This is a genomic window from Alkalisalibacterium limincola, from assembly GCF_008017755.1.
Lineage (GTDB): Bacteria > Pseudomonadota > Gammaproteobacteria > Xanthomonadales > Xanthomonadaceae > Alkalisalibacterium > Alkalisalibacterium limincola.
Genome location: NZ_VRTS01000009.1, coordinates 73,811 through 88,927, shown reverse-complemented (window position 1 = coordinate 88,927; position 15,117 = coordinate 73,811). Strand labels below are relative to the sequence as shown.

The 15,117-nt window shown below is 68.6% G+C and carries 11 protein-coding genes and 4 pseudogenes; 4 read left to right on the top strand and 11 right to left on the bottom strand.

Annotated features, from left to right (window positions below):
* Positions 1–24 precede the first annotated feature (24 nt).
* From FU658_RS12265 to msrA, 3 genes are read left to right on the top strand one after another with little or no spacing between them, the layout of a single operon-like run.
* On the top strand, positions 25–672 hold the full coding sequence (locus FU658_RS12265) for a glutathione S-transferase family protein (RefSeq protein WP_147892339.1): 648 nt from the start codon (positions 25–27) through the stop codon (positions 670–672).
* The gene (locus tag FU658_RS12260; RefSeq protein WP_255505591.1) at positions 669–1,634 is read left to right on the top strand and encodes a DMT family transporter; all 966 of its coding nucleotides are present in this window, start codon (positions 669–671) and stop codon (positions 1,632–1,634) included. Before FU658_RS12265 ends, FU658_RS12260 begins: the two co-directional genes overlap by 4 nt.
* A 1-nt stretch (position 1,635) precedes the next feature.
* Positions 1,636–2,292, top strand: coding sequence for a peptide-methionine (S)-S-oxide reductase MsrA (gene msrA / locus FU658_RS12255; RefSeq protein WP_147892338.1), 657 nt, complete (start codon positions 1,636–1,638; stop codon positions 2,290–2,292).
* A gap of 28 nt (positions 2,293–2,320) precedes the next feature.
* Here the strand turns inward: msrA and rnk are convergent, their stop codons facing one another.
* From rnk to FU658_RS12230, 5 genes and pseudogenes are all read right to left on the bottom strand, one after another.
* A complete protein-coding gene (rnk, locus tag FU658_RS12250) occupies positions 2,321–2,740 on the bottom strand; it encodes a nucleoside diphosphate kinase regulator (protein ID WP_147892337.1) in 420 nt (139 codons plus the stop codon).
* 172 nt (positions 2,741–2,912) lie between these two features.
* A pseudogene (locus tag FU658_RS12245) lies at positions 2,913–3,815 on the bottom strand (LysR substrate-binding domain-containing protein); the annotation flags it as partial.
* Positions 3,816–3,944: 129 nt separating this feature from the next.
* Positions 3,945–5,542 (bottom strand): annotated as a pseudogene (gene ahpF, locus FU658_RS12240) (alkyl hydroperoxide reductase subunit F).
* A gap of 150 nt (positions 5,543–5,692) precedes the next feature.
* A complete protein-coding gene (gene ahpC, locus FU658_RS12235) occupies positions 5,693–6,256 on the bottom strand; it encodes an alkyl hydroperoxide reductase subunit C (protein ID WP_147892336.1) in 564 nt (187 codons plus the stop codon).
* A gap of 185 nt (positions 6,257–6,441) precedes the next feature.
* The gene (locus tag FU658_RS12230) at positions 6,442–7,284 is read right to left on the bottom strand and encodes an alpha/beta hydrolase (protein WP_187266096.1); all 843 of its coding nucleotides are present in this window, start codon (positions 7,282–7,284) and stop codon (positions 6,442–6,444) included.
* Between the two features lie 100 nt (positions 7,285–7,384).
* Between FU658_RS12230 and prmC the strand changes: the two genes are divergently transcribed.
* Positions 7,385–8,263 (top strand): peptide chain release factor N(5)-glutamine methyltransferase, encoded by an 879-nt coding sequence (prmC, locus tag FU658_RS12225; RefSeq protein ID WP_147892334.1) that lies wholly within the window; start codon positions 7,385–7,387, stop codon positions 8,261–8,263.
* Here the strand turns inward: prmC and dxs are convergent.
* The 6 genes and pseudogenes from dxs to FU658_RS12195 form a co-directional block, all read right to left on the bottom strand.
* Positions 8,229–10,129, bottom strand: a pseudogene (gene dxs / locus FU658_RS12220) (1-deoxy-D-xylulose-5-phosphate synthase). The gene prmC and the pseudogene dxs overlap by 35 nt on opposite strands.
* A gap of 109 nt (positions 10,130–10,238) precedes the next feature.
* A complete protein-coding gene (locus FU658_RS12215) occupies positions 10,239–11,369 on the bottom strand; it encodes a hypothetical protein (RefSeq protein ID WP_147892333.1) in 1,131 nt (376 codons plus the stop codon).
* A 161-nt stretch (positions 11,370–11,530) separates the two neighbouring features.
* Positions 11,531–12,177 (bottom strand): annotated as a pseudogene (locus FU658_RS12210) (HNH endonuclease).
* Positions 12,178–12,234: 57 nt separating this feature from the next.
* Positions 12,235–12,690 (bottom strand): GNAT family N-acetyltransferase, encoded by a 456-nt coding sequence (locus FU658_RS12205; RefSeq protein WP_147892332.1) that lies wholly within the window; start codon positions 12,688–12,690, stop codon positions 12,235–12,237.
* A 97-nt stretch (positions 12,691–12,787) separates the two neighbouring features.
* Positions 12,788–14,578, bottom strand: coding sequence for an acyl-CoA dehydrogenase C-terminal domain-containing protein (locus tag FU658_RS12200; protein ID WP_147892331.1), 1,791 nt, complete (start codon positions 14,576–14,578; stop codon positions 12,788–12,790).
* Between the two features lie 34 nt (positions 14,579–14,612).
* The gene (locus FU658_RS12195; RefSeq protein ID WP_187266095.1) at positions 14,613–15,083 is read right to left on the bottom strand and encodes an LEA type 2 family protein; all 471 of its coding nucleotides are present in this window, start codon (positions 15,081–15,083) and stop codon (positions 14,613–14,615) included.
* Between the last annotated feature and the right edge of the window lie 34 nt (positions 15,084–15,117).

Sequence of the window (15,117 nt, the reverse complement as noted above, 5' to 3'; positions counted from 1 at the left end):
CTCCCGACTGCCGGTTCTCCTGCCATGCCCACCCTCGTGATCGCCAACAAGAATTATTCCTCGTGGTCGCTGCGCCCGTGGTTGCTGATGAAGGTGCATCGCATCGCGTTCGAGGAGTGCCGCCTGTCACTCGACAGCGAAGGCTTCCGCGCGCGCATCGGTGAGCTTTCCCCCAGCGGCAGGGTGCCCGTGCTGCATCACGACGACCGCGTGATCTGGGAATCGCTGGCGATCTGCGAGTACATCAGCGACATCTGGCTCGACGGGCGTGGCTGGCCCTCCGACGCCGGTCTTCGCGGCATGGCGCGCTCGGCGGCCTGCGAGATGCACTCGGGATTCCAGGCTTTGCGAGCGCAGCTGCCGATGAACTGCGCACGTCGCCCCGATGGCTACCGTTGGGACGAGGCGGCGCAACGCGACATCGCGCGCGTGCTCGCGATCTGGAACGACCTGCTGGCCCGCTCCGGTGGCCCCTGGCTATGTGGTGGATTCGGAATCGTCGACGCGATGTTCGCACCGGTGGTCATCCGTTTCCGGGGCTATGGCGTGGACCTTGACGGGGATGCACGCGAGTACGTCCGCCACATGCTCGCGATGCCGGAGATGCGCGAGTGGATCGCCGCGGGCGTGGCGGAGCCCGAGCGCCTGGAAAAGTACGAGACGCTGGCGTGAGCTCCCCTCGTCCGGCGTTGTGGATGCTCATCGCCGGGGCCGCGTTGATCTCCACCACCGGGGTGCTGGTGCGCTATGCCGACGTGCCCCCGACGGTGTCGGGGTTCTGGCGGATGGCCTTCGGCGGTCTGATGCTGATGGGCTTCCTGGTGCTGAGCCGGCAATGGCGGCCCGCGCGCTGGCGCGATTGGTGGTGGATGCTCTTCCCTGCCGCGTTCTTCGCTGCCGACCTGTTCCTGTGGCACCGCAGCATCCTCAGCGTCGGTCCCGGCCTGGCCACGCTGCTGGCGAATTTCCAGGTGTTCCTCATGGCCCTGGCCGGGGTCTGGCTGCATGGCGAGCGGCTGGGGCCGCGCTACCTCGGAGGCCTGGTGCTCGCCTTCGCGGGCTTGTGGTTGCTGGTGGGGATGGATTGGGGCGCGTTCTCGCCCGAGTATCGGGTCGGCGTGGCGCTGGGGCTGCTCACTGGCGTGGCCTACGCCGCCTACATGCTCAGCTTCCGGCATGCGCAGCGCGAGCGTTCCGCACTGCCTCCGGCCCAGCTGCTGGCGATGTCCTCGCTGCTGTGCGCGGGCGCACTGGGCCTGGTGGCACTGGGCGAGGGCGTTTCGTTCGCCATTCCGGACATGGGCTCCCTGTCGGCCCTGCTTGCGCTGGGCCTGGTGGGCCAGTGCCTGGGGTGGGTGCTGATCGCCCGCGCGATGCCGCAGCTCAAGACTTCCGTCGTGGGCCTGGTGTTGCTGCTGCAGCCCTCGCTGGCCTTCGTCCAGGACGTGGTGCTGTTCCAGCGCAGCACGCTGCCACTGGAATGGCTGGGTGTGGTCGTGTCCCTGGCAGGCATCTTCCTGGGCACGCTCAAGGCCGCCAGCACCACCCGCGAAGTGGTCGTGGAGGCAGGCGTGTCCACGAAGCCTTCAGGGCCGGCTGCCGATACTTCACCGCAACAGCGGCCGGGAGAGTGACATGCTCGGGATAGGTGCTTTCAAACAGCGGATGCCGCTACCGGAGGACGCCCTCCAGGGTCGGCCCGACCCGGTGCCGGTGGCGGCGCGGCACGTGGTGCTCGACGCCCCGCTGGACGCCCCCTTCGAGGGACTCGCACGGATCCATTTCGGCATGGGCTGTTTCTGGGGGGCCGAGCGCCTGTTCTGGTCGATCCCCGGCGTGCGTTCCACGGCCGTGGGATATGCCGGTGGCTATACAGCCAACCCCACCTATCACGAGGTGTGTTCCGGCATGACCGGTCACTCCGAGGTCGTGCGCGTGGTCTACGATCCCGCGCAGGTTCCGGTCGGCAGCCTTCTCAAGGCCTTCTGGGAAGGTCACGACCCGACCCAGGGGATGCGCCAGGGCAACGACGCCGGCACCCAGTACCGCTCGGTCATACACTGCTATGACGCCGACCAGTACGAGGAGGCGCAGGCCAGCCTGCTGGCCTACCAGTCGCAGCTGCAGCGGCGTGGCTTTGGCGGGATCACCACCGAGGTGCGGCACCCGCCGCCGAGCTTCTACTTCGCCGAGGACGAGCACCAGCAATACCTCGCGAAGCACCCCGGTGGCTACTGTGGGCTCGGCGGTACCGGCGTCGCGTGCCCGGTAGGGCTGGGCGCGGCGGATTGATCGATCTGGCCCGTCCCTGGCTGCGGTTTCAGCGGTGCAGCTCGCCGGCGGCCTCGGGCTGGTAGCTGATCGACAGGACCTTGAGCCTGAGTGGCTTGCTGCCGCTGGGGCTGGGCCATTCGATCACCTGGCCCACGCGCAGGCCCAGCAGCGCGGTGCCCACGGGGGCCAGCACCGAAATGCGACCCTTGTCGCGGTCGGCGCGGTCGGGGTAGACCAGTGTCAGCGTGTGGGTGTCGTGGGAAACCTCGTCGACGCACTCCAGCGTCGAGTTCATCGTCACCACGTCAGCCGGCATGTCCTGCGGCCGTACCACGTCGGCACGCTCGATCTCGCCGCGCAGGGCGTCGGCGCCCGGGTCCTTGGCGAACTCGGCGGACTCCAGCAGGTGCTCGAGCCGGTCGAGGTCGAGCGAGGAGATCAGGATGGCGGGACGTTCGGTGGACATGGGGGGCTCCGATGAAAGAAAACGGGCGCCGTGCTTGGCACGCCGCCCGACCGCTTGCAGGTTTCCGGCCAACCATAGCCCGCGGCCATCGGGCGATCAATCGCCGACGCGTCGCCGGTGCATGGCGAGCGCGGAGTTCCTTCCCCCGGTCGAGCCGGGGGGGCGGCGTGTCGTCGGGCGTGAACAGTCCATCGGGAAGCTCACGGAACACGCCGGCGAGCTTCTCCAGGAAGTCCGACATCGCGGAACTTCGCCGCCACACCATCGCGATGTGCCGGCTCGGCGCCCGGCCGTCGAACGGCACCAGGCGGATGTTGGCCGAGGGCGGCACCGGCGGCTTCACCGCCAGCGACGGCAGCAGCGTGATGCCGACATTGGCCGCCACCATCTGTCGCAGGGTTTCCAGGCTCGTGGCGCGGAAGCCGGTCTTCTCGCCGGCTCCGGCCAACTGGCAGACATCCAGGGCCTGGTCGCGCAGGCAATGGCCGTCCTCGAGCAGCAGCAGGCTCTCGTTGGCGAGGTCGCCCAGCCTCAGCGAGGCGTGGTTCGCCAGCGCGTGGTGCTCGGGCACGGCCAGCACGAACGGTTCCTCGAACAAGGGCTCCACGTGCAGCTGGTCGTCGCTGACCGGAAGGGCCAACACGCCCGCGTCCAGGCGCCCCTCGCGCAGCCGCGCCAGGATCACCTCGGTCTTCTCCTCGACCAGCAGCAGCTCCAGGTTGGGGAAGCGATCGCGCAGCAGCGGCACGACGTGCGGCAGCAGGTAGGGCCCCAGCGTCGGGAACAGTCCCAGGCGGACCGTGCCCGCCTCGGGGTCGCGCGAGCGCTGCGCGGCCTGCTTGAGCTGGTCGACCTGGTCGAGGATCCCGCTGGCGCGCTGGGCGATGTCCTTGCCCACCGCGGTGAGCATGACCCGGCGCGGCGCACGCTCAACCAGCGACACGCCAAGTTCCTCTTCGAGTTTCTTTATCTGGGTCGACAGGGTCGGCTGGCTGACGAAGCAGGCTTGCGCCGCATGCCCGAAATGTCGGTGCTCGGCCAGGGCCACGAGGTAGCGCAGGTCGCGGATGTTCATCGCGCCTTCCGATCAGGAGATCGATCGATTATGCGCTGGGCCATTGGCCAGGTCTATCGTCGACTGCGCGCGGTCGCGCGCGCCGGAACGCCCTTGGCAGGGCGCCCGGCGCGGGCGGTTCAGGCGTGGTCAGGCGGTCTCCGCCTCTTCCTCGCGCACCTCGAGCTTCGCCGCGGGCGAGGAGCTGCGGATCAGGTGGTCGAATGCGCTGAGCGCCGCCTTGGAGCCATCGCCCATCGAGATGATGATCTGCTTGTATGGCGTCGTGGTCGCGTCGCCGGCGGCGAACACCCCGGGCACCGAGGTGCGGCCGTGCGCGTCGACCTCGATCTCGCCCCGCGGCGAAAGTGCCACGGAGCCCTTGAGCCACTCGGTGTTGGGCAGCAGGCCGATCTGGACGAAAACGCCCTCCAGCGGCACGCGGCGCGAGTCGCCCGAACTGCGGTCGGTATAGACCAGTCCGTCCACCCGCTGCCCGTCGCCGGTCACCTCGGTGGTCTGCGCGTTCAGCACGACCTCGACGTTCGCCAGGCTGCGCAGCTTGCGCTGCAGCACCTCGTCGGCGCGAAGCTTCGTGTCGAACTCCAGCAGGGTCACGTGGGCGACGATGCCGGCCAGGTCGATGGCCGCCTCGACGCCGGAGTTGCCTCCGCCGACCACGGCCACGCGCTTGCCCTTGAACAGTGGGCCATCGCAGTGCGGGCAGTAGGCCACGCCCTTGTTGCGGTACTGCTCCTCGCCGGGCACGCCCATCTGCCGCCAGCGCGCGCCGGTGGCGAGGATGACGGTCTTCGCCCGGAGTGAACCACCGGACTCGAAGCGCACCTCGTGCAGGCCATCGCTGCCCGGCACCAGGGCCGAGGCACGCTGCAGGTTCATGATGTCCACTTCGTACTGGCGCACGTGCTCCTCGAGCTGGCGCGCCAGCTTCGGGCCCTCGGTCTCCTTGACCGAGATGAAGTTCTCGATGCCCATCGTGTCCAGCACCTGGCCACCGAAGCGCTCGGAAGCCACCCCGGTGCGGATGCCCTTGCGCGCGGCATACACCGCCGCCGCGGCACCGGCCGGGCCACCGCCGATGACCAGCACGTCGAACGCGTCCTTCGTGCCCATCTTCGCGGCCTCGCGCTTCGCGGCGCCCGTGTCGAGCTTGGCGAGGATCTCCTCGACACCCTTGCGGCCCGAGTCGAACAGGTCGTCGTTGAGGTAGATCGACGGCACCGACATGACCTGGCGCGCATCGACCTCGTCCTGGAACAGCGCGCCGTCGATCGACACGTGGCGGATGCGGGGATTGACCACGCTCATCACGTTGAGTGCCTGCACGACGTCCGGACAGTTCTGGCAGGACAGGGAAAAATAGGTTTCAAACCGGTAGTCGCCATCCAGCGCCCGGATCTGCTCGATGACGTCCGGGGCGAGCTTCGGCGGGTGGCCACCACCTGCAGCAGGGCCAGCACCAGGGAGGTGAACTCGTGTCCCATCGGGATGCCGGCGAATCGAACGCCGATGTCGCTGCCGGTGCGGTTGATCGCGAAGGACGGCACGCGCGGGTCGTCGTTGGCGACGCGCAGGGAAATCTTCTCCGACAGCCCGGCGATGTCCTCGAGCAGCGAACGCATCTCGACGGACTTCTCGCCTTCGTCGAGCGAGGCCACCAGCTCGATCGGCTGGACGAGCTTCTCCAGATAGGCCTGCAGTTGCGCCTTGAGATCATTGTCGAGCATGTGGAACTCCTCGGTTTTCGCGGGTTTCGGGCAAAAAGAGGGCGGGTACCTTGTTCACCCCGCCCGGACCCCTTCATGCGAAGGGGTGGGGAGTCGCCCTCCGGAGAGGGCGTGGGAGCGTGGACCCCTTTGAAACGCTTGCTTAGATCTTTAGATCTTGCCGACCAGGTCCAGCGAGGGCTTGAGCGTGGCCGAGCCTTCCTTCCACTTCGCCGGGCACACTTCGCCCGGGTTCGCGGCGATGTACTGGGCAGCCCGGACCTTGCGCAGCAACTCGCCGGCCTCGCGGCCGATGCCGTTGTCGTTGACCTCGGCCACCTTGACCTTGAGCTCGGGATTGATCACGAAGGTGCCGCGCAGTGCCAGGCCCTCTTCCTCGATCATCACGCCGAAGGCGCGGGCCAGTCGGCCGGTCGGGTCGCCCACCAGCGGGTAGTTGACCTTCTTGATCGCCTCGGAGGTGTCGTGCCACGCCTTGTGGGCGAAGTGCGTGTCGGTCGAGATGCCGTAGATCTGCACGCCGAGCTTCTGGAACTCCTCGTAGCGCTCGGCCAGGTCCTCGAGTTCGGTCGGGCAAACGAAGGTGAAGTCAGCCGGGTAGAAGAAGAAGACGGACCACTTGCCCTTCAGGTCGGCGTCGGAAACCTCGACGAACTTGCCATTGTGGAAAGCGGTTGCCTTGAACGGCTGGATTTCGGTGTTGATCAAAGACATCAAATCATCCTTAACGGTTTGGGTGGGAACAGGTGCCATCCTAGGGGGCATGCTGCGATAGCACAATTGAATTGTTCTTATCACAGCAATAGCTTTGGGCTATCGTTATATCGCCGCCCGCGGCCACCTGTGCCCAGAGATATCGATCCGACCGCGCCGAATTCAAGCCGCCGTGGCGCGCAGGCTCAGCGCGGAGTCGGGGTGCGGGCGGGCTGCTCGTGGATGAACGCGGCCGTCGGGTCCAGCACGTCGGCCAAGCGCTCGGTGCGCATGCCTGCCAGCAGGCGGATGTGTCCGATGCCGGCGACCTCGGTGTGCGCGACCGGAACGCCGTTCGCGCGCAGTTCGCTCGCCAGGCTCCGGCTGTTGGCCGGCTTCACCAGCCGGTCGGCGTCGCCATGGATCAGCAGCGCGGGCGGGGTGTCGCGGTCGACGAAGTTGACCGGCTGCGAGCGCGCCTGCTGGTCCGGGTCGCTGCCGAAGATCGCGACCAGTTCCTCGTCGTCGCTGGGCAGGAAGTCGTACGCGCCCGCCAGTCCGATCAGTCCCGCGATCGCGTGCCGCGGCACGCCGTGGGCCTCCAGGTAGCGCGGGTCGGTGGCCAGCAGCGCGGCGATGTGGGCGCCGGCGGAGTGGCCGGCGAGGAAGATCCGCCCGGGGTCCCCGCCGTGTGCCCGGGCGTGGTCGTGCGCCCACGCCACGGCCGCCGCGGCATCGTCCATGAAGTCCGGGAACCGCACCTGCGGGTACTTGCGGTAGTCGGGCACCAGGGCCAGCGCCCCGCGCGCGGCCAGCGCGTCACCGACGAAGCGGTACTCGCCGCGCTCCCCGCCTTGCCAGGTGCCGCCATGGAAGAAGACCACCACTGGCGCAGGCGTGTCGGCGGCTTGCGGCGCGAACACGTCCAGCGCCAGGCCGTGGCCCGCGTCGAAAACGACGGTGGACGGGTCGGGGCCGCCCAGTCCGGTGTTGAGGGCGGAAAAGAACGCGCCACTGCAGCCGGCACAAGCCAGCAGAAGGCAGATCACGGCCGCGAATCGGGAATGGCGTGCGGGACGATGGGGTGGCTCGAGCAGCATGGCGCGTATCATGGCCGCCCGGATGTCTTCGCCATGTCACAGGCTGCCGATGCCCCCCATTCCCGGTTCAGTGTCCCACCATCTGGCTGAGGCGGCCCGCCGCCTGCAGGAAGGCAGCGACAGCGCGCGCCTGGACGCCGAACTGATGCTGTGCCACGTGCTGCGCTGTTCGCGTGCCTGGCTGTTCGCCCACGCCGACGATCCCCTCGAGCCCGGGGCCGCGGGCGAATTCCATCGCCTGCTGCGGCGTCGCCTGCAGGGCGAGCCGATCGCACACATCCTCGGCCGCCGCGGTTTCTGGACCCTGGATCTCGCCGTCGACGCCAGCACGCTGATTCCGCGACCGGAAACCGAGTTGCTGGTGGAAGCAGCACTTGCCCGCATCGGGGAGGGGACGCACCTGCGCGTGCTCGACCTGGGCACCGGGACTGCGGCGGTCGCGCTGGCCATCGCCAGCGAGCGTCCCCGGGCGGAGATCGTCGCGGTGGAGCAATCCCCCGGTGCCATCGACCTCGCGCGCCGCAACGTGGATGCCTCCGGCCTTCGCAACGTGGCCTTGCGGCAGGGCAGCTGGTACGCACCGGTGGCCGGCGAGCGCTTCAGCGTGATCGTTTCCAACCCGCCCTACATCGCCTCGGGCGATCCGCACCTGGACCACGGCGACGTCCGCTTCGAGCCGCGTTCGGCGCTGGTGGCGGGCGTGGATGGCCTCGACGACATCAGGGTGATCGTCGCCGGCGCTGCTGCGCACCTCGAGCCCGGCGGCTGGCTGATGCTCGAGCACGGACACGACCAGGGCGAGGCGGTGCGCACCCTGATGGCCACGGCCGGCATGGGCGAGGTCGGCTCACGCCAGGACCTCGCCGGCCACGAACGCGTCAGCTTCGGGCGGCTCAGCCCGTCGCCACGTCACTCCGGGACGGGGTAAGGGCCGGCCAGCGGGCAAGCAGCGCGCGGCGGATCCCGGCGGCATCCAGTCCGGCCTCCTGCAGCAGCTCCTCGCGGCTGCCGTGGTCCTGGAAGCGGTCGGGCAGGCCAAGGTGCAGCATCGGCATCGACATGCCTTCCCCGGCCAGCAGCTCGGCGACGCCGCTGCCCGCACCACCGGCCACGACGTTGTCCTCGATGGTCACGAAGCCCTCGTGCTTCGCGGCCAGCTCCAGCAGCATGTCGCGGTCGAGCGGCTTCACGAAGCGCATGTTCACCAGCGTCAGCCCGAACTCGGCGGCCACCTTCTCCGCCTCGGCCAGCACCGTGCCGAAGGCCAGCAGCGCCACGGGTCCACCCTCGCGCTCGAGGTTGGCGCGACCGATCTCGAGGGTGTCCAGATCGCCACCCACCATCGCGCCCGGTCCGGTGCCGCGCGGATAGCGCACCGCGGCCGGCCCGGATGCCGGAAGCCGGTGCTCAGCATCCGCCGGCACTCCGCCTCGTCGGCCGGCGCCATCACCACCATCTCCGGCACGCAGCGCAGGAAGCTCAGGTCGAGGTTGCCCGCGTGGGTCGCACCATCGGGCCCGACCACGCCACCGCGATCGATCGCGAAGAGCACGTCGAGCTTCTGGATCGCGACGTCATGCACCAGCTGGTCGTAGCCGCGCTGCAGGAAACTCGAATAGATCGCCACGACCGGCTTGGCGCCCTCGCAAGCCATGCCGGCGGCCAAGGTCACCGCGTGTTGCTCGGCGATCGCCACGTCGAAGTAGCGCTGCGGGAACTCCTTGCTGAAGCGCACCAGCCCCGAGCCTTCGCGCATCGCGGGGGTGATCCCCATCAGGGATTCGTCGGCCGCGGCCATGTCGCACAGCCAGTCGCTGAACACATCGGTGTAGGTCGGCTTCTTCGGGCCGCTCTTGCCTGCCAGGCCAACCTCGGGGTTGAACGGTCCCACGGCGTGGTAGCCGATCTGGTCGCCCTCGGCACGTTCGTAGCCCTTGCCCTTGGTCGTGATCACGTGCAGCAGTTGGGGGCCCTTGAGCCCCTTGAGCGTGGTCAGCGCCGTCATCAGCGCGTCCATGTCGTGTCCGTCGATCGGACCGGTGTAGTGGAAACCCATCTCCTCGAACAGCGTGGAGGGCACGAACATGCCCTTCCAGTGTTCTTCCCAACGGCGGATGAAGCGCGCGGGCGCGCCGTGCTTGCTGCCCAGCAGGCGCTTGCCGCCCTCGCGCACCGCGTTGAGGGTGCGGCTGGCGGTCATGCGACCGAACATCTTGGTCATGCCGCCGACGTTCTCGGAGATCGACATGCGGTTGTCGTTGAGGACCACCAGCACGTTGGGTTCCGGGTCCATGCCGCCGGCATGGTTGAGCGCCTCGTAGGCCATGCCGGCGGTCATCGCGCCGTCGCCGATGATCGCCACGACCCGGCGCGGGTCGCCCTTGCGTTGCAGCGCCACGGCCATGCCCAGTGCCGCGGATATCGATGTGGAACTGTGGCCCACGCCGAAACTGTCGAACTCGCTTTCCGTGCGCTTGGGGAACGGCGCGATGCCGTCGCGCAGCTTCACCGTATGGATGGTGTCGCGGCGACCGGTGAGGATCTTGTGCGGGTAGCACTGGTGCCCGACATCCCAGACCAGGCGGTCGTTCGGGGTGTCGAAGGCGTGATGCAGCGCGACGGTCAGCTCGATCACGCCCAGGCCGGCCCCGAAATGGCCACCGGAGCGGGCCACGGTGTCGATCAGGTAGGCGCGCAGCTCGTCGGCCGCCGCGCGCAGCTTCTCGCGCGGCAGTTGGCGCAGATCGGCCGGATTCTGGATTTCCGAGAGCAGCGGGTAACGCGTGGGATCGATGTTGGGCAAGATCTTGCCGCCATTGAAGGGCAGGACCGTCAATTTTCGTCCACGCAGCGGGCAGGGGCAAGGCACATCGCCTGCCCGACCCCTGCATCGGCCGTCGCGTTCAGTTCCCGCGCAGCCCCTTGAGCCGGTTCAGCAGCCCGCCGCCCTTGGCGGGGGGCTCCTCGGGCGGGGCTTCCTCGACCACGCGTTCGGCCTGGCCGGCGGCGAGGCTGGCATTGAGGAAGTCGATCACCTCGTCCAGCGGTGCCCCGGAGGCCTCGGCGATCTCGCTGGCGGTGGCCGGCCCCTTCATCATCGTCGTCGCGATGCGGAAGTGGCGCGGGAACTCGCGCTCGATCTGCGGCCATTTCAGCAGTCCGAAGCGGTCGTCCAGCGTGTGTCCCGGGGCCAGTTCGCCAGGGGAGCGGTACAGGCCTGAAAGCCAGGCCAGCCGGATCCATGGTTGCGGGGTGCCGTGGCTGCCGGCCAGGGCTGCAAGCTGCTCGGGAGAGACCGGATCCCACTGTTCCGGGGTGATCTCGGCGGCCTGCGCGTAGGCGGCGAACCCCTTGAGCTGGGTCGGGCCGAGGTAGGCGCGGGCTTCGGGATCGACCACCAGTTCGGGCGCGTTCGGGAAGGCCAGGCGCGACGGGCCGGGCAGGCGGCCAGGCACCAGGTAGTCGCCCAGGCGCTTCCGGGCCGGTGGCGCGGGTGGTTTGTTCGCGGGAGGCGGCTCATCCGTTTGCGCCGCGGCTTCGGCCTCCGTTTCCACTTCGGCTTCGGGGCTCGCTTCCGGCTGCAGCGGATGCTCGGGCTCAGCCTGACGGGGACGTTCGGGGAGCGATTCCAGCTCCGATTCCGACTCCGGCTCCGATTCCGGTCGCGGATCGGCTTCGGCGCGCTCGTTCTCCTCCTCCGCAGTGGCGGCGCCGGTATCCGGGAGGCCTGCGGCGATGCTCGCCAGCACTTCGCCGAACGATTCCGCGCTCACCGGACGCACCAGGCAATGATGGGCGTGCGGGGTATGGCGCGAGGATATCGCCACGACGATGCGGTCCGGGTTGTTCTGGACCCGCAGCCAGGTCATGTGGCCGTGGATCGAATCCACGTCGACCACCAGCACGGTGGCGCTGTCCTCGGTTCCAAGCTCGAACGCGCCGCCGGCGGCGGCGTTGGCACGGTCGAACATCGAACGGATTTCTTCTTCGCCGGCGCGGTCCATGCCGGCGAAGGCGATGCTGTTGTCACTCATTGACGCCCCCCAGGGTTACACCGGAAGCAAGGCACGACCGGTACGCCACACCGCCGGACCCCGGGGGGTGGGCCGGGCCGCGTGACCCGGCGAGTCTGTGACACGCGCCCGGATGCGTCAATCGCGCGGCGCTTCGGCGTTTGGAATCTGTGGCCGGCTGCTCAGGCAAGCCGCGGGGTCTTGCGCGGCAGGTGGCTTTTCAGGAACGCCATCTGGTCGGCCAGGATGTGGCGGTTGGACAGGATCAGGTGCTCGACCCAGCTGGTCGGTACGGGATGGCCAGCAGCGGCATGCGGGCCTGCTGCGGATTGCGGTTTCCCTTGCGCGAGTTGCAGGCGATGCAGGCGCTCACCACGTTCTCCCAGATGTCGCGGCCGCCCTTGGAGGTGGGCAGCACGTGGTCGCGGGTCAGGTGGTTGCGGGTGAACTGGTTCCCGCAATACATGCACAGCATCGCGTCGCGGCTGAACAACGCGGTGTTGGTCAGCGGCGGGGTGGGGCTGCGGTGGCGGTGGCGCGCGTGGCCACGGGCGGCGACGATCGGGTGCAGGTCGATCACGCTCTGCTCGCCCGTCAGGCGGCTGGTGCCACCGTGGATGCGCAGGCAGGGGTCGCCCAGGGTCCAGATCACCGCGTCACGCACGTACAGGCAGGTTGCGTCCTGCCAGCTGATCCAGTCCAGGATCTGGCCACCGGCATCCAGCGCCAGCACGCGCGGATGGGCGGCTTCGAAAGAGGCGGCAAGGCCGTCCGGGTCGTGTTCAACCCCGGTGCGGATCACGCTCAAGCGCGGATGGATACCAGCCATGCCTCCGGAGCATAGCCCAACTTGATTGCACAATGGCAAGCCGCAGCGCGGAACGCCCTAGAGCGGCTTGCACATGCGCAGCAGGTCGTAGTCCCAGCCCTCGGCCTCGTAGAGGTCGCGGGCACGCTCGTTGCCGGGGAACACGTTCAGCGTGAGCCGCTCGCAGCGGTGCTCGCGGGCGAACTCGTCGGCGTGCGCCAGGAGGGTCTTCGCGTGCCCCTTGCCCTCGTGCATCGGGTGGACGCCCAGGTCGGCGATATGGCAATTGCGCCGTTCGCTGAAGAAATCGTCGACCAGTTGCAGGTGCATGAAGCCGCAGCAGGCGCCCTCGTCGTTCTCCAGGATGAACCAGAACGAGTTGCCCGGCTGACGGTTGAGGTGGTCGAGGATGTCGCGGCGGATGCCTTCGGTGACCACGTGCCGGGGCCGGCCGGGCGGAAGTTCGAAATCGGTGAAGCGCTCGACGAAACCCAGGATGAAACCATCGTCTTCGGCCGTGGCGGCGCGGATCATGACTGAACCCGTTGGGTTGGCGACTGAGGGCCCAGCCTAGCGCAAGCCGGGCGGCAGGTGAACGGGGCGCGGGCCACGGAGTCCTTGGGTTCGCCGCTCAGGCGTCGAAGTGCGCCGCATCGAGCCGCAGCAGGTTCTCGCCGCCGGAGCGGATCGCTGCGGCATGCGTGAGCCGGCGCGGCAGGATCCGGGCGAAGTAGAAGCGCGCCGTTTCACGCTTGGCCTGGCGGAAGGCGTCGTCGTGGGTGCCGGCCTCGGCGGCGACGACCGATCGGGCCCACCAGTAGCCCAGCATCAGATAACCGGTGCAGAACAGGTAGTCGACCGCCGCGGCACCTATCTCGTCGGGGTTTTCGCCCGCGCGGCCGGCGATCTCGCGGGTCAGCGCTTCGTAATCCTTCGCTGCCTCGGCCAGCGGGGTGATGAACTCCGACATGGCGTCGTTGCCGGCGTGTTCGGCGCAGAAGGACTGCAGCATCGCGGCGGCCTGCTTCAGGCCCACGCCCTGCTGCTGGATCACCTTGCGGCCCAGCAGGTCGAGTGCCTGGATCTGCGTGGTGCCCTCGTAGATCGTGGTGATGCGCGCGTCGCGCGCGAGCTGCTCCATGCCCCATTCGCGCACGTAGCCGTGGCCACCGAAGCACTGCAGCGCGTGGTAGGTGCACTCCACGCTCCACTCGGTCAGGCAGGCCTTCACCACCGGGGTCAGGAAGCTCAGGAACGCGTCGGCATCGCGACGCTCCTGCTCGTCCGTGCTGCGCTCCATCACGTCCACCAGCGTGGCCGCGTGCAGGGCCAGCAGGCGGCTGCCCTCGCCCAAGGCCTTGCAGGTCAGCAGCATGCGGCGCACGTCGGGATGCACGATGATCGGGTCGGCGGGCTTGTCCGGGAACTTCGCCCCCGACATCGATCGCATCTGCAGCCGGTCGCGGCTGTAGGCCAGGGCGTTCTGGAACGCCCGGTCGATCAGGCCCAGGCCCTGAACTCCCACGGCGAGGCGCGCGGTGTTCATCATGGTGAACATCGCATTGAGGCCCTTGTTCGGCTGACCGATCAGCCAGCCTTCGGCGCCATCGAAGTTCATCACGCAGGTCGACGAGCCGTGGATGCCCATCTTGTGTTCGATCGATCCGCAATGGACCGTGTTGGCATCGCCCACGCGGCCTTCCCGATCGACCTTGACCTTGGGCACGATGAACAGCGAGATGCCCTTGGTGCCTGCAGGCGCGTCTGGAAGCCGGGCCAGCACCAGGTGGACGATGTTGTCGGTGAAGTCGTGCTCGCCGGCGGTGATGAAGATCTTGGTGCCGCTGATCGCATGGCTGCCGTCCTCGCGGGGTTCGGCGCGGGTGCGCAGCAGGCCAAGGTCGGAGCCGCAATGCGGCTCGGTCAGGCACATCGTCCCGGTCCACTCGCCCGAGACGATCCTGGTCAGGAACACGTCCTTCTGCCAGTCCTCGCCATGGTGCTTGAGGGCTTCGGTCGCGCCGTGCGACAGCAACGGGTAGTTGCCCCAGGCCAGGTTGGCCGCATCGATCATTTCCTTGAACAGCAGTCCGAAGGATTCCGGCAGTTCCTGGCCACCCACGGCTTCCGGCGCGGTCAGGCCGGCCCAGCCGCCCTCCACGTACTGGCGGTAGGCGTCGGCGAAGCCCTTGGGCGAGGTGACCTTGCCGGTTTCGCGGTCATGCGTGCAGCCCTCGGCATCGCCACTCTGGTTCAGCGGAGCCAGTACGCCCTGGGTGAACTTCGCCGCTTCTTCCAGCACCGCGTCCAGCACGTCGCGCTGGGCGGTGTCGGCGCCGAGCTTCGCGTACAGGGCTTCGGCCTCCAGCACGTCGAACAAGGCGAACTGCATGTCACGGATCGGGGCGGTATAGCTGTTCATCGATGGCGCGTCCTGGATCGGTGGGGTAAGGGAGTCAGCGCAGCACGCCGGGCAGGCCCGGCACGGGGGTCAGCACGCTTTCGAACTCGGTGGCGTGACGTCCGGTGGGGTCGGAGGTGACGATCTGGCCCTGCAGGCGGTAGCGCAGGCCCGAGCGGGTCTGCAGCGCGTCGGCCACCCGTCCGGCGGCGTCGAAGTCCGGTGGCAGCCGCAGGGTCACGATCTCGGTCGACCCGGGCCCGATGCGCAGGCGCGGGGTCAGGGCCAGCTGGCCGGCCGGCTGGCCGGCGATGGCCAGGTCCAGCGTCGCCTGGTCGAAGGTCATCGCCACGTTGGAATAGTTCTGCAGCCGCACGCCGATCCGCCAGGTGCCGTCTTCCTGCACGGCCAGTTCCTGCACGGAGGCCTGCGGCGGCCAGATGCGCTTGGGTGGCCCGCCCGAGGCGCAGGCGGCCAGGAAGGCAACGGCGACGAGCACGGACAGCATTCGGGCGATACGCGGCATGGCTCCATCCGGGGGCGAATGTTGGCTCCCGAGC